Genomic DNA, 14160 nt, shown 5'->3' with positions numbered 1-14160 from the left:
GAGCCTGCCCGGTGCTGGAGACGTTCTGAGGGCCGGACCGGTCGCGCCCGCGCCGGGCCGGGCCGGTCGCGCCGGGCCGGTCGTAGGAGGCGCGCGGCGGATCGCGGGTGCGCCCGTCCCCCTTGCGAGCTACCGGCGGATGTCCACCGAGGGGGGACGATCCCGGACCGCCGGATCCCTAGCGTTTCCCGTGCGGCGGGACCCCGCCGCGAAACCCCCCACGTAAGGGAGTCGTCATGCGGTTGTTGAAACAGCTCGTGCCCGTCGCGGCGGTCGCCTTCGCCGGTAGCGCGGCCGTGGGCGCGGTGCAAGGCGACCCGCTCCTCACCCTGCTCCTCGGCGTCGCGACGGCCGTGCTCGCCGTACTCGTGTACGCCCGCGCGGTGCGGTGGTCCGAGCGCCGCGCGCCGGTGGAGGTGGCGGCGCGGGGCGCCGCCGGCGCCGTCACGCGGGGGACGCTGATCGGGGTCGCGATGTTCGCGGCGGTCATCGCGAACATCGCCCTCCTGGGCGGCTACCGGATCGACGGCCAGGGCTCGCTCGGGGGCGCGGCCGGGCTGCTCGGCTTCATGGCCGCCGCCGCGGTGACGGAGGAGCTGCTGTTCCGCGGCATCCTGTTCAGGATCATCGAGGAGCGCACGGGGACGTGGCCGGCGCTGGCGCTGACCGGCGTGCTGTTCGGGCTGTCGCACCTGTTCAACCCGCACGCCGACCTGTGGGGCGCGCTCGCCATCGCGATCGAGGCGGGCGGCATGCTCGCCGCCGCCTACGCCGCCACCCGCACCCTGTGGGTGCCGATCGGGGTGCACTTCGGCTGGAACTTCGCGGCGGCCGGCATCTTCGGCACCGAGGTCTCGGGCAACGGCGTGACGCAGGGGCTGCTGCACGGCGTGACGTCGGGCCCCTCCCTGCTGACGGGCGGCGCTTTCGGGCCGGAGGCGAGCCTGTACGCGGTGGTGGCCGGCCTGCTGCTGACGGCGGTGTTCATGTGGCTGGCCCGCCGGCGGGGCAACGTGGTCCCGGTCCGGCGCGGCGCGGCCGCTACGCTCTCCCGGTGATCGATCTGCGGCGGGCCACGGACCTGTGGCGGCGGTGCGGCGTCGTGGTCCGGGATGCGCCGTTCGGGCTGCTGCTGGCCGCCGCGTCGCTCCTGCCTGCCCTCCACGGCAAGGGGACCCAGGTCGGCGACCTGCCGGCCCGCCCCTTCGACGCGGCTGCGCTCGTGGTGATCGCCCTGGAGTGCCTTCCGCTCGCCGTGCGGCGGCGGTGGCCGGCCGTGTGCCTGGCTCTGGTGTCGCTCGGCTTCGTCCTCGACCAGCTCCGCGGCTACCACGTGTTCGCGAGCAACGCGATGCCCATCGCGCTCATCAGCGCGGGCGCCCACCTGGAGCGGCACCGGCGCGCCACCGTGGTCCTCCTCTCCCTGGCGTACGTGCCGCTGGCGTTCGCGCTCAGCCGGATCGGTGCGACCGAGCCGCTGGAAGGGTACGTGGTGTTCTACCTGCTGCTGGCCCTGGCGTGGGGCATCGGGGCCTGGCTGCGCTCCACCCGCGCCGCCGAGGCCGAACGCCGCCGCCACGTCGCCGAGGCCACCCGCGCCGCCGAACGCACCCGCATCGCCCGCGAGCTCCACGACGTCGTGACCCACCACGTGACGGCGATGGTCGTGCAGGCCGAGGCCGCCCGCTACCTGACCGCCGCCCCGGACCGCCTCGACGCGGCGCTGAGCGCCGTCACCGACACCGGCCGGCGGGCCATCACCGACCTGCGGCACATGCTCGACCTGCTCAAGGCCGATCACGACGCCGACGCCGACGCCGGCGTGCCGGCCGTCGGCGGGCTCCGCACGCTGGTGGAGCAGACCCGCCGGGCCGGGCAGCCGGTGGAGCTCGTCGAGGAGGGCGACCCGGCGGAATCGGCGGGCAGCGCCGAATTCGTGGCCTATAGGGTCGTCCAGGAAGCCCTCACGAACGCCCTCAAACACGCCCACGGCAGCCCCACCGCGGTCCGGGTGCGCTACGGCGAGAAGGAGATCAGCGTGGCGGTCAGCACCGACGGCCCCGGCTCCGGGGCCGCCTCTCCCGGCGGGAGCGGGCGGGGCCTGGCCGGGCTCCGCGAGCGGGTCGAGGCCCTCGGCGGCCGGTTCGGCGCCGACCGGCAGGCGGACGGCGGCTTCCTCGTGCAGGCCCGCATCCCCGCGGGGGGCCGGTCGTGACCGCGCCGATCCGGGTGCTGGTCTGCGACGACCAGGCACTGATCCGAACCGGCTTCGTGACGATCATCGACGCGCAGCCCGATCTGGAGGCGGTGGGCGAGTGCGGTGACGGCCGCACCGCGGTGGACCTCGCCCGGCGGCTGCGCCCCGACATCGTCGTGATGGACGTGCGGATGCCGGTGCTCGACGGCATCGAGGCCACCCGCCTGCTGGCCGGCGCCGGGGTGGCGGACCCCGTCAAGGTGCTCGTGGTGACGACGTTCAACCTGGACGAGTACGTCTACGAGGCGCTGCGCGCGGGGGCGAGCGGGTTCCTGCTCAAGGACGCCCCGCCGGCGCAGCTCCTGCACGGCATCCGCACCGTCACCTCGGGCGCCGCGCTGCTGGCGCCCGAGGTGACGCGGCAACTCGTCGGCAGGTACGCCTCCCGGATCCGCCCCGCCCGGGCCACGCCGGACGAGACCGCGCTGACCCCCCGCGAGCTGGAGGTGCTGCGCCTGATCGCCGACGGCCTGTCCAACAGCGAGATCGCCGCCACCCTGGTGATCAGCCAGGAGACGGTCAAGACGTACGTGTCGCGCATCCTCACCAAGCTGGGCCTGCGTGACCGGGTGCAGGCGGTGGTCTACGCCTACCGCAGGGGCCTGGTGACCTGAGGCGCCCCGCCCGGGAACCCCGAGGGGCGGACATCGGGAGCCGCCCGTGGTCCCGGACCTCACCGGTCACCGGAGCCGCCGGTCACGCGCCGAAGGCCGCGGCGTTCTCCTCCACCCACTGCCGGAAGGTCCGGGCGGGCCTGCCGGTCACCTGCTCGACGGTGGGCAGCACGGTGCGACCCGCCTCGGGCGGATCGGTCCGCATCATGACGAAGAACGCGATGTCGGAGTCCGAATACCCCTCCGCGCGCCACCTGGCGACCATCTCGTCCTGGCTGAGTTCGACGAAGCGCACCTCGCGGCCGAGCACCTCACCGATGACGCGGACCTTCTCCGGATGGGTCAGCGCCTGCGGACCGGTCAGCCAGTAGGTCCGGCCCCCGTGCCCGTCGGCGGTCAGCGCGGCGGCGGCGACCGCGGCGATGTCGGCGTCGTGCACCATCGCGCTCCTGATGCCGGGGAAGGCGTCGCGGACGACGCCCTCGGCGCGGATCGACTCCGCCCACTCCAGCGTGTTGGACATGAACTCGACCGGCGCCAGGCAGGTCCACCTCAGCCCGCCGGCCTGCACGGCCTCCTCCAGCGGCTCCTTGTCCTGGCTTCCCTTGAGCACCGTCACGGTGCGGACCCCGGCCCGCCGGGCGATGTCGGCGATCTCCGCGCCGTTGCCCAGCGGCGCGTAGCCGTCACCGAAGCCGATCAGGTGCGCCGCGGTCACGCCGTCGAACACCTCCGGCAGGCTCGCGCTGTCGGACAGGTTCCCGGCGACGACCTCCGCGCCGGCCGGCAGGTCGGCCGTCGCGGGGTTGCGGGTCAGCGCCCGCACCTTGTGCCCGCCGGCCAGCAGCTGCTCCACGAGGGGGCGCCCGACGTTGCCGGTGGCGCCCGTCACGAGAACGGTCATGGGGGTTCTCCTTTCCTCCGTCGCCTCCGACGCTAGGGATGCCGCGGTCATCTCCTGTCCGCGACCGGTGGCAGACTCCTCCGCATGTTGCAGGTCTCAGCCCGGCTGCTCCGCCTGCTGACGCTGCTGCAGACGCAGCGCGACTGGTCCGGCCGGGAGCTGTCCGATCGGCTCGGGGTGAGTGCCCGGACGGTCCGCCGCGACGTCGACAAGCTGCGGTCGCTGGGCTACCCGATCAGCGCTGCCGGTGGCGGGGGCGGCGGCTACCGGCTGGGCGGCGGCAGCCGCCTGCCGCCGCTGCTGCTGGACGACGACGAGGCGGTCGCGATGGCCATCGGGCTGCGCACCGTGGCCGGCGCCGCGGTCACCGGGATCGCGGAGACCTCCGTGCGCGCCCTGGCGAAGCTGGACCAGGTGCTGCCCGCCAGGCTGCGGCACCGGGTCGACTCGCTCGGCGCCGCCGTGGTCACCGTGCCGTCGCTCGGGCCCACCGTCGATCCGGACGTGCTGACCGCCGTCGCCACCGCGATCCGCGGCCACGAGCGCCTGCGCTTCGACTACACCTCCCACGACGGCTCGGCCACCGTCCGCGACGTCGAGCCCTACCGGCTGGTGCACAGCGGGCGGCGCTGGTACCTGCTCGGCTGGGACACCGAACGGCGGGACTGGCGGACGTTCCGCGCCGACCGCGTGGCGCTGCGCGTCCCGGGCGGCCCCCGCTTCACGCCCCGGGGGCTCCCCGCCGAGGACGTGGCGGCGTATCTGGCCACCGGCATCACCACCAGCCCGTTCCGGTACCAGGCGGTGCTGACGATGCACGGCTCCGCCGAAGAGGTCGCCGAGGAGGTGCCGCCCACCCTCGGCGTGATCGAGCCCGTCGACGACCGCACCTGCACGCTGCGGATCGGCTCCGACGACCTCGACCAGCTGGCGGTGTGGGTGGCCGCCTTCGGGTTCGACTTCGACATCCACGAGCCCCGCGAGCTCGTCGACCACCTGCGGGTCCTGACGGCCCGGCTGCAGCGGGCGGCCTGGCCGGACCGTCCGCGGCCGGTCGCCTGAACCCCGGGCGGCACGGCTCCGTTGAGCCTTCCGTCCCCTCGTGCGACCATCCAGCGATGGAACGAGTCCCACCTCCCGAAGAGATCGACGCGGGTCCCGTCGTCCTCCGCCGGGTGACCGAGGCGGACGCCGAGGGCGTCGCGGCGGCGATCGGCGAGTCGATCGCCCATCTGCAGCCCTGGATGGCCTGGGCCCACGACGGGCATTCGCTCGACGACGCCCTCGGCTGGATCCGGCGCTCCGAGGAGGGCTGGGCCGAGGGCACCGAGTTCAACTACCTCATCCGGCTCGCGGACGGCACGGTCGCCGGGTCCATCGGGCTGATGGCCCGCGTCGGCCCCGGCGCCCTGGAGATCGGCTACTGGCTGCACGCCGGTCACACCGGCCGCGGGTACGCGACGGCCGCGGCCGGGGCGCTCACCGCAGCAGGACTCGCACTGCCCGGGATCGAGCGGATCGTGATCAAGCACGACGCGGCGAACCACGCGAGCGGCGCCGTACCCCGGCGTCTCGGCTACCGCGAGGTGGAGCGCGTCCCCCGGGACCCGGTCGCGCCCGCGGAGGCCGGCGTCGACGTGGTCTGGGAGACGCGGGGCTGACCACCGGCCGCCGGGAGGACCCCGGCGGCGGGAAGGACGGAGTGCCACGCGCCGGGCACGCGGGCGAACCGCTGCACCGCCGGCCCGGCCCGGCCGCTGCGTGCGCCGGTCAGGCGGCGTCGCGGCGCGCGAGGTGGATCAGCAGCGCCGTGACGCAGCCCCCGGCCAGCACGGCCGCCGCGCCGGCGAGCTCGCCGTACCGCAGGGCGTCGGCGAACGTGGCGAGGACCGTGTCCCGCTCGGCGGCGGTGCCGGCGGCGGCGAGCGCGGCGGGCAGCGAGTCGGCGGCCGCGGCGGCCGGCAGGAGCGCGCTCCAGCGCACCTGCATGAGGGTGCCCAGGGCGGCGACGCCCAGGCTGCTGCCCAGCTCGGTCATCGTGCCCTCGATGCCGGCGCCGGCACCCGCGTCGTCGGGCGGGACGGCGCTGAACACCGCCTCCACGATCGCCGGGTTGGCGACGGCGCAGCCGGTGCCCATCAGCAGCAGCCCGGCCAGCAGCGACCGGTAGCCGTCCCCGCCGGACTGCGCGACCACGACGAGCCCGGCCGCGAGCAGGCCCATGCCGCCGGCGATGGCCAGGGGCGCGCCCAGGCCCCGGATGAGCCGCGCCGCCACACCGGAGGCGTTGAGCACCACGACGCTCAGCGCGAACGGCGCCATCCGCAGGCCCGCCTGCAGCGGATCGTGCTCGCCGACGAACTGCAACTGCATGGTGAGCAGGAACAGCGCACCGGAACTGCCGAAGGTGATCAGCACGATGCCGGTCACCGCGCCCGTGAAGCGCCGGTCGCGGAACAGGGCGAGGTTGAGCATCGGGTCGCGGGCGCGGCGCTGCCAGGCGAGGAAGGCGGCGAGCAGCGCCGCGCCGGCGGCGGCGGCCCGCCAGTCCGTCGCGATGATGGCGTACACCACGCCGGTGGTGCCGGCGGTGGCCAGCAGCGCTCCGGCCAGGTCGGGGCGGCCGCCGGCCGGGTTGCGCGACTCCGGCACGAGCGCCCGCGCCGCGACCAGGCAGACCACCACCACCGGCACGTTGAGCAGGAAGATCGCACTCCAGGAGGCGTGCGCGAGCACCACCCCGCCCAGCGGCGGCCCGGACGCGAAGCCGAGCGCGCTGACCGCCGCCCAGATGCCGATGGCCTTGGGCCGCTCCTGCGCGTCGAAGACCTGGACGGCGACGGCGAGGGTGCCGGTGATCAGCAGCGCGCCGCCCAGGCCCATGCCGGCGCGGGCCGCGATGAGGGCGCCGGGACCCGAGGCGGACGCGGCGGCCAGCGACGTCGCGCCGAACACCACCAGGCCAGCCATCAGGATCCGCCGCCGGCCGTACCGGTCGGCGGCGGATCCCGCGGCGAGCAGCAGGCCGGCCTGGCCGAGCGCGTACGCGTTGATGATCCACTGCACCTGCGCGGTGTCCGCACCGAGCTCCGCGGTCAGCGTCGGGATCGCGACGTTGAGCACGGTGTGGTCGAGGACCACGACGAGTTCGGCGAGGCAGAGCACCGCGAGGACGAGCCACCGGGTCCGCGGCCGCGCCGGTGCGGCGGGTGCGGTCACGGCGCGGCCGGGACCGTGTCCGCCCGCCGGGGCGCGAAGGCGGCGATCGGGTTGCGCAGCGTGCCGACCAGCTGCAGCGCGGCCGACGGGTCGGCGAGGTCCACCATCTGCTGGTTGTCGCGCAGCTGGAGCCGGTTGAGGCAGGACAGCGCGAACTCCGCCGCGAACAGGTCGTAGCGGGCGAACCGGTCGGCCAGGTGAGGGACGCTCTCCTGGTACGCGAGAGCGCACTCGGCCACCGTGCCCCAGAACTCCTCCTGCGTGAGCACCCCGCGTTCGGCGAGGATGACGTTGAGGTAGCGCAGGAAGCCGTCGAACACGTCGGTGAAGATGGACAGCAGCCGCATGTCCTCCGGCACGTCGGCGCGGATGCGCTCGACGGACTCGGGCAGGGGCGCGCCGGGGTCCATGACGACGATCTCCTCGGCGATGTCCTTGAAGATCACCCGGCTCACCGCGTCGCCGTCGAGCACCAGGATGACGTTCTCGCCGTGCGGCATGAACGCCAGGTCGTAGGCGTAGAACGCGTGCAGCAGCGGGGTGAGGTAGGCGTCCAGGTAGCGGCGGAGCCACACCCGCGGCGGCAGCCCGGAGCGTTCGACGAGCGTCGCGGCCAGGGAGTGGCCCTGCTGGTCGACGTGGAGCAGCGAGGCCATGGTGGCCAGCCGCTCGCCGGGCCGCAGCGACGGCACCGGGCTCTCGCGCCACAGCGCGGCGAGCATCTTGCGGTAGGGCGAGTAGCGGTCGGTGGCCGCCTCGAACTGCCGGTGCCGGTAGCCGATCGCGGCGCGTTCGCGCAGGATGGTGAGCCCGCTGGCGCGGAACACCCCGTCGCCCGCGATCAGCTCCGCCAGCCAGTCGTTGATGGCGGGGGTGGCCTGCATGTACGCCGCGGACAGCCCGCGCATGAAGCCCATGTTCAGCACCGACACGGCGGTCTTGACGTAGTGCCGCGCCGGGTCGGAGACGTTGAAGAAGGTGCGGATCGACTGCTGGGCCACGTACTCGTCGGGTCCGCGGCCGAGGAAGACCAGCCGGCGGGTGGCGAGCTCCCCGGCGAAGGTCACCGACAGCTTGCTCCACCACTGCCACGGGTGCACCGGCAGGAGCAGGTAGTCGGCCGGGTCGAGACCGAGGTCGGACAGGACGGCGGCGAACGCGGCGACGGTCTCCGCCCCGAGCTCGGCGCGGATGTGGCGGTCGTAGTCGGTGTCCGCGCTGCAGGTGAACGTGGCGTGGTCGCGGTGCGCGGCCAGCCAGACCAGCCGGACCGGCGCCGCCACCTCCGGCGCGTACCGGTGGTAGTCGTCGACGCCGAAGCCGATCCGGCCGTTGTTGGCGACGAAGCCGGGATGCCCCTCGGTCATGCCGGACTCGATGGCCTGGAAGTCGGCGGTGGCCAGTTCCCGGGCGCACCGGGTGCGGTGGCCGAGCTTCCAGGCGCTGCTCGCCAGGGTGGCGGTGATCTCCTCCAGGTACACCGGCAGGATCTCGTCGCGCAGCCCGAGCGCGCCGCGCATGTCGAGGCAGAAGTCCAGCGCGTCCAGCGGCAGTTCGGCGCCGGCCCGGCGCCGGGTGATGCTGTCGGGGTCGATCTCCCAGTGGTCGAGCGCGTACATGCGGGCGGTGAACCGGTACTCCACCGTGCCGTCGTCGCTGCGGACCGTGAAGCCGTCGCCGTCGGGGACCGGGGTGAGCAGTCTCTCGTGGGCGAACTCGGCGAGCGCCTTGCGCACGAGCAGCCGGTTGGCGCGCTCCCAGTGTGCGGGGTTGAGGTGGGCGGTGGCGGCGTTGGTCACGCGGGTACTCCGGTGGCGGCGAGGAACTGCGCGCGGGTGCATACGCTGAGCAGTGCGGTCTTCTCGGGCTTGGTGATCGGGCCGACGACGGTGAAGCCGACGGCGGCGTTGAGGGCGTGTACGGCGGTGTTGCGGACGTCGGGTTCGACGACCACCCGGCGCACGGCGGGGTCGGCGAAGAGCCAGGCCATCACGGTGGTGATCACCGCGCGGGTGAAGCCGTGCACCGGCGTCTCGGCCGGCGCGGTGAGGAAGTGCATGCCGACGTCGCCGTCCTCGGGCTCGTACAGCCCGACCAGCTCGACGTGGCGGGGGTCGTAGCGCTCGGCCAGGAACGCCGGCTCACCGCGGTACAGGCCCAGATACGCCCCGCGGTGCGGGTGCGCGACGATGCGCCGGTACTCGGCGGCGACGGTGGCCACGTCGGCGTCCTGCATCATCCAGTACACCGCCTTGGGGTGCGTCACCCAGCGGTGCAGCAGCTCGATGTCGGCCTCGACGTCGAGCGGGCGCAGCGCGTACTCGCCGCGGACGAAGGAGGCGGTCATGCCGGCATCCCCGCCGGCGCGCCGAACTCCTGGAAGGCGATGCTCTTCTCGATCGGGTAGTGCTCGCGGCCGAGCAGCTCGCGCACGATCCACGAGTTGCGGTAGGCGCCCATGCCGAGGTCCGGCGAGGTGATGCTGTGCGTGTGCGTGCCGGCGTTCTGCACGAAGATGCCGCGGCCGGTGACGTCGATGCTGTAGTTGCGGGCCACGTCGTAGCGGCCGGCCGCGTCCCACCGGATCCGGTCCCTGATCGGCTCCAGGAACGCCGGCACGGTGTGCCGGTACCCGGTGGCCAGCACCAGGGCCTCGGTGGTCAGCGTGAACTCGCGCCCCTGCTCCTCGTGGCGCAGCTCCAGGGTGTACGTGCCGGTGGCCTCGTCGCGGGCGGCACCGGTCAGCGCGGTGTTGGTCAGCAGCCGGGTGGGCACCGGCCGGTCGACGCTCTTGGCGTACAACAGGTCGTAGATGGCGTTGACCAGCTCGGAGCTGATCCCCTTGAACAGTCCCTTCTGCTCGTTCTCCAGGCGGTACCGGGTCGGCTCGGGCAGCGCGTGGAAGTAGTCGACGTAGTCCGGTGACGTCATCTCCAGCGTCAGCTTCGTGTACTCCAGCGGGAAGAACCGCGGCGACCGGGTGACCCAGTTGAGCTGGTACCCGTCGGTGTCGATGGTGCCGAGCAGGTCGTGGTAGACCTCGGCGGCGCTCTGCCCGCTGCCGACGACGGTGATGCTGCGCTTGCGGCGCAGGGCGTCGCGGTGCGTCAGGTACGCCGAGTTGTGCACCACGTCGCCGAGGTCGCCGCCGAGGTCCCGGCAGGCCTCCGGGATGTGCGGCTGCGTCCCGGTCCCGAGGACGAGGTGCCGGGCGCGGTAGGTGTGCCGATCGCCGACGTGGACGGTGTAGAGCCCGTCCCGGTCGTCGTAGCGCACCTCGGTCACGGCCTGGCCGAAGCGCACGTTGCTCAGCCGGCCCGCCGCCCAGCGGCAGTAGTTGTTGTACTCGCTGCGCAGCGGATAGAAGTCCTCCCGTATGTAGAAGGGGTACAGGCGCCCGGACTGCTTGAGGTAGTTGAGGAACGAGTACGGCGACGTCGGGTCGGCGAGGGTCACCAGGTCGCAGAGGAAGGGCGTCTGCAGGTGCGTGCCGTCCAGCACCATCCCGGGGTGCCAGCCGAAGTCCGCCTCCGGGCGGGCTTCGAGGAACAGCCCGTCCAGTTCGGCGATCGGCTCGGTCAGGCACGCCAGCCCCAGGTTGAACGGGCCGAGCCCGATCGCGATGAAGTCGTGGGTGGACATGGCGGGTCTCCTGAAGGTCGAGTGATGGGTCACGAGGGGGTGCAGGCGAGCACCGGGCCGATCGCGCGTTCGACGTACCGGCCGGCGTGCTCGGCGACGAGTTCCACGACGGCGGCGATGTCGTCGATCGTCGTCTCGGGGTTGAGCAGGGTGAACTTGAGGAACTGCCGGCCGTCGACCGTGGTGCCCGCGACCACCGCGTCGCCGGAGGCGGCCAGCGCCTTGCGGGCGTGCAGGTTGGCCGCGTCGGCGTACACGCGGCCCGGTCCGGTGGGCAGGTAGCGGAACACGACGGTGCTCAGCTGCGAGCGGGTGACGACCTCGAAGCGGGGGTCCTCGCTGAGCAGGTTCCAGGCGGCCGCGGCACGGTCCACCACGTCGTCGAAGAGCTCGCCGATCGCGTCGGCGCCCATGATGCGCAGGGTCATCCACAGCTTGAGCGCGTCGAAGCGGCGGGTGGTCTGCAGGCTCTTGTTCACCTGGTTGGGGATGCGCTCGGCCACCATCCGCTCGGGGTTGAGGTAGTCGGCGTGGTAGGTGGCGTGCCGCAGGGTACGGCCGTCGCGCACCAGCAGCGCGCTGGAGCTGACCGGCTGGAAGAACGACTTGTGGTAGTCCACGGTGACCGAGTCGGCGCGCTCGATGCCGTCGAGCAGGTGGCGGCGGGTGCGCGAGGCCAGCAACCCGCACCCGTACGCGGCGTCGACGTGCAGCCACACGCCGGCCGCCGCGCAGCGCCGGGCGATCTCGGGCAGCGGGTCGATCGAGCCGAAGTCGGTCGTGCCGGCGGTGGCGACCACGGCCATGACGGTGGAGCCGTCACGGCGGCAGCGCTCGAGCGGGCGGTCGAGCGCCGCCGGGCGCATCCGCCGGTCCGCGTCGACCTCGACGGTGACGACCGCGTCGGGGGCCAGGCCGAGCAGCTTCGCCGACTTCTGCACGCTGAAGTGGCCGGCGGCGGAGGCGAGGACGCGCAGCCGGGGCAGCGCCTGCGCGCGCGGCAGGCCGGACGCGGCGAGCGCCTCCTCCCGGGCCAGCAGCAGGGCCTGCAGGTTGGACTGGCTGCCGCCGCTGGTGAAGATCCCGTCGGCGAGCGGGCCGAGGCCGACCCGCTGGGCGGTCCAGTCGATCAGGCGCTGCTCGATCAGCGTGCCGCCCGCGCTCTGGTCCCAGGTGTCCAGCGAGGAGTTGACCGCGGACAGCACCGCCTCGCCCAGCAGCGCCGGGATCACCACCGGGCAGTTGAGGTGGGCCAGGTAGCGGGGGTGGTGGAAGTACACCGCGTCGCGCAGGTACACGTCGTTCAGCTCGTCCAGGGCGGCGGTCGCGTCGCCCAGGGGCCGGTCGAGGTCGACCGCGTCGACCTCGAGGGCGAGGTGCTCCGGGGTGATCCCGGTGAACGGCCGGCCGGTCCCGGCGATCCGGTCGGCGACACGGGCCGCGCCCTCGGTGACCGTGCGCAGGTACCGGTCGGCCGTGGCGTTGGTGAGCAGGTGCTCGCGGGCAGCGGGCAGCATGGGGTCTTCCTCCGGGGGTTGCGAGGGGTCAGGCGGAAGCGGCCGGGTTCGGCTGGACGGCGGCGGGCGTGCGGGCGGGTGCGAACCGGCCCTGGTGCCGGAGGCCGAGCAGCACGCCCAGGCCCAGCAGCACGATCGAGCCGAGGGCCACGGCGGGGTAGCCGAACCAGGCGGCGGCGGTCAGGCCGATCGACGACGACACGAAGGAGCAGGCGAGTCCGACCGACGACAGCACCGTGAAGTCCGTGCCGGCGCTGTGCGGCCGCGAGTAGTCCATGTTCACGGTGTAGATCACGACGTTGACCCCGGTGTAGGCGGCCATGAAGGCGCTGAGCGCGACGATCGTGCCGGTGGCCGGCGCCTGGCCCGACAGCAGCGGCAGCAGGCCCGCGGTCGCCGCCGCGAGCAGGGCGCCGCCGGCGACCAGGACCCGGGCGCGGCCGACGCGGCTGACGAAGCCGCCCGCGACGAGCCCGGCCACGATCGCCGGGATGCTGACCACGACGCCGGTGACGATCCCGATGCGGCTCTCGGACCAGCCCGCGTCCACCAGCGCCGGGGTGACCAGGGCCCAGGCCGCGCCGGAGCCGACGTAGATCAGGGTGACCACCGCGAACGTCCACCGGCGGCAGCCCGGCTGGGCGAAGACCGACAGCAGCGCCCGGTACGCCGTACCCAGCCCCGGCGCCCGGTCGGTGCGCGGCTCCTCCCGGAACCGCCACACCGTGATCAGGCCGAGCGCGGTCAGCGCGGCCAGCAGCAGGACCGCCGCCGTCCATCCGCCCCGGTCGTAGACGACCAGGCAGAGGCCGCCGCCGAGCACCGTGCCCAGCGACACGCCCGCGAGCTGCACACCGTTGCCCGAACCGCGGTCGGACTCGGCGAGCAGCCGTACCGCGATCGCGTCGACGGCGATGTCCTGGGTGGCCGACAGCAGCACGTAGGCGGCGCAGACCAGCACGAGCGGGCCGAGGTTCCCGCCGGAGGGGTCGAACGGCAGCAGCGCCAGGAGGGTGAGGACCAGGCCGGACTGCAGGATGAGCAGCCAGGACCGGTAGTGGCCGCGCGCCTGCGAGCCGAACCGGTCGAGCAGCGGCGCCCAGAGCACCTTGAGCGGCCAGACCAGGCCGATCAGCGTCAGCGCGCCCAGCGTCGCCAGCGAGGTGCCGCCGTCGCGCAGGATGGCGATCAGTCCGATGGAGACGAAGCCCACCCCGATGTACTGGGTGGTGTACAGGCTCAGCAGGATCCCGTTGCGGCGCATCAGCGGGCGCTCCAGTAGGCGAGCGAGGAGATCCGGTCCTTGCCGACGCCGAGTTCCCGCCGCAGGTGCCGGGTGAGCGTGCGGGTGCTGGCGGCCTCGCAGGCGATCCAGTAGTACGCCGCGGGCGCGGCCGGCACCGCGGCGCGGACGGTGTCGACCAGCAGCAGGCCGTCGTCCCGGCGCGGGAGCCACGTCACCGTGTGGTGATCCCGGGCGCGTACCGGCAGCGCCCGCTCGTCGTCGTGGGCGTACTCCAGCCAGACGGTGGCGGCGACGTCGGGCGCCGAGTCCAGCAGGCTGTTGATCGCCGGCAGCGACGCCGCGTCGCCGACGGCGTAGAGGTGCTCGGGTCCGGGATCCGGCCAGGTGAAGGCCGTGCCCTGCACGGTCGCCTCGATCGTGTCGCCGGCGGCGGCCGCGGTGGCCCACCGGGCCGCGCACCCGTCGTGCAGGGCGAACTCGAGACTGAACCGTCCGGCCTCCGGGTCGGGGTCGACCAGGGTGTACGCCCGCTGGTGCGGCCGCCCGCCGTTGTCGAACCAGAGCCGGATCCACATCGTCGGGTGGACGCCGCACGCGTTGAGCAACCCACCGTCGTCAACGTGCAGACGGTGGTAGCGCCCGCCGACCGGCTCGGCCCCGAGCACCGTCAGCCGGAAATTCCGGCCGCCGAGTGCCCTGAGGACCAATGCCTCCCAATTAGCCACGTTTCCTCCGGTAAGGTCATCCTTAGTAAGGAGAGG

13 protein-coding genes are annotated in these 14160 nt (G+C 73.8%); 5 read left to right on the top strand and 8 right to left on the bottom strand.

Annotation, left to right across the window (positions count from 1 at the left end):
* The first annotated feature begins 236 nt into the window (after positions 1–236).
* Genes ABD823_RS16690 through ABD823_RS16680 form a run of 3 tightly spaced genes read left to right on the top strand, consistent with a single transcriptional unit; the run spans position 237 to position 2871 of the window.
* Positions 237–1058, top strand: a complete 822-nt coding sequence (locus ABD823_RS16690) for a CPBP family intramembrane glutamic endopeptidase (RefSeq protein WP_344860505.1) — start codon at positions 237–239, stop codon at positions 1056–1058.
* A complete protein-coding gene (locus ABD823_RS16685; protein WP_344860503.1) occupies positions 1055–2215 on the top strand; it encodes a sensor histidine kinase in 1161 nt (386 codons plus the stop codon). The genes ABD823_RS16690 and ABD823_RS16685 overlap by 4 nt, the downstream gene beginning before the upstream one ends.
* Complete coding sequence (locus tag ABD823_RS16680) at positions 2212–2871, top strand: response regulator (RefSeq protein ID WP_344860502.1); 660 nt, start codon at positions 2212–2214, stop codon at positions 2869–2871. The genes ABD823_RS16685 and ABD823_RS16680 overlap by 4 nt, the downstream gene beginning before the upstream one ends.
* An 82-nt stretch (positions 2872–2953) precedes the next feature.
* On the opposite strand, the gene ABD823_RS16675 is transcribed toward ABD823_RS16680, so the two are convergent.
* On the bottom strand, positions 2954–3775 hold the full coding sequence (locus ABD823_RS16675) for an NAD(P)H-binding protein (protein ID WP_344860500.1): 822 nt from the start codon (positions 3773–3775) through the stop codon (positions 2954–2956).
* A gap of 84 nt (positions 3776–3859) precedes the next feature.
* On the opposite strand from ABD823_RS16675, the gene ABD823_RS16670 reads away from it, so the two are divergent.
* Entirely contained in the window at positions 3860–4837 is a 978-nt protein-coding gene (locus ABD823_RS16670; RefSeq protein WP_344860499.1) for a helix-turn-helix transcriptional regulator, read from the top strand.
* 56 nt (positions 4838–4893) lie between these two features.
* Positions 4894–5436 carry a GNAT family N-acetyltransferase gene (locus ABD823_RS16665; protein ID WP_344860497.1) on the top strand — a complete coding sequence of 181 codons (543 nt, stop codon included), beginning with the start codon at positions 4894–4896 and terminating at the stop codon, positions 5434–5436.
* Positions 5437–5545: 109 nt separating this feature from the next.
* Here the strand turns inward: ABD823_RS16665 and ABD823_RS16660 are convergent, their stop codons facing one another.
* The 7 genes from ABD823_RS16660 to ABD823_RS16630 are packed head-to-tail and all read right to left on the bottom strand — an operon-like array spanning position 5546 to position 14124.
* Positions 5546–6994: an MFS transporter gene (locus tag ABD823_RS16660; RefSeq protein ID WP_344860496.1), complete on the bottom strand. Its 1449-nt coding sequence runs from the start codon at positions 6992–6994 to the stop codon at positions 5546–5548.
* A complete protein-coding gene (locus tag ABD823_RS16655) occupies positions 6991–8793 on the bottom strand; it encodes an IucA/IucC family protein (RefSeq protein ID WP_344860494.1) in 1803 nt (600 codons plus the stop codon). The genes ABD823_RS16660 and ABD823_RS16655 overlap by 4 nt, the downstream gene beginning before the upstream one ends.
* Entirely contained in the window at positions 8790–9341 is a 552-nt protein-coding gene (locus ABD823_RS16650) for a GNAT family N-acetyltransferase (protein WP_344860492.1), read from the bottom strand. The genes ABD823_RS16655 and ABD823_RS16650 overlap by 4 nt, the downstream gene beginning before the upstream one ends.
* Positions 9338–10636 carry a lysine N(6)-hydroxylase/L-ornithine N(5)-oxygenase family protein gene (locus tag ABD823_RS16645; protein WP_344860490.1) on the bottom strand — a complete coding sequence of 433 codons (1299 nt, stop codon included), beginning with the start codon at positions 10634–10636 and terminating at the stop codon, positions 9338–9340. Before ABD823_RS16645 ends, ABD823_RS16650 begins: the two co-directional genes overlap by 4 nt.
* Before the next feature lie 29 nt (positions 10637–10665).
* Positions 10666–12153, bottom strand: a complete 1488-nt coding sequence (locus ABD823_RS16640) for a pyridoxal phosphate-dependent decarboxylase family protein (protein WP_344860489.1) — start codon at positions 12151–12153, stop codon at positions 10666–10668.
* A gap of 28 nt (positions 12154–12181) precedes the next feature.
* Entirely contained in the window at positions 12182–13417 is a 1236-nt protein-coding gene (locus tag ABD823_RS16635; protein WP_344860487.1) for an MFS transporter, read from the bottom strand.
* Complete coding sequence (locus tag ABD823_RS16630; RefSeq protein ID WP_344860486.1) at positions 13417–14124, bottom strand: siderophore-interacting protein; 708 nt, start codon at positions 14122–14124, stop codon at positions 13417–13419. Before ABD823_RS16630 ends, ABD823_RS16635 begins: the two co-directional genes overlap by 1 nt.
* Between the last annotated feature and the right edge of the window lie 36 nt (positions 14125–14160).

Origin of the sequence: Planomonospora alba (assembly GCF_039534085.1) — a bacterium.
In the GTDB taxonomy this organism is placed as follows: Bacteria; Actinomycetota; Actinomycetes; order Streptosporangiales; family Streptosporangiaceae; genus Planomonospora_B; species Planomonospora_B alba.
The sequence above is the reverse complement of the archived record's forward strand: the minus strand, read 5'-3'. Positions and strand labels throughout refer to the sequence as shown.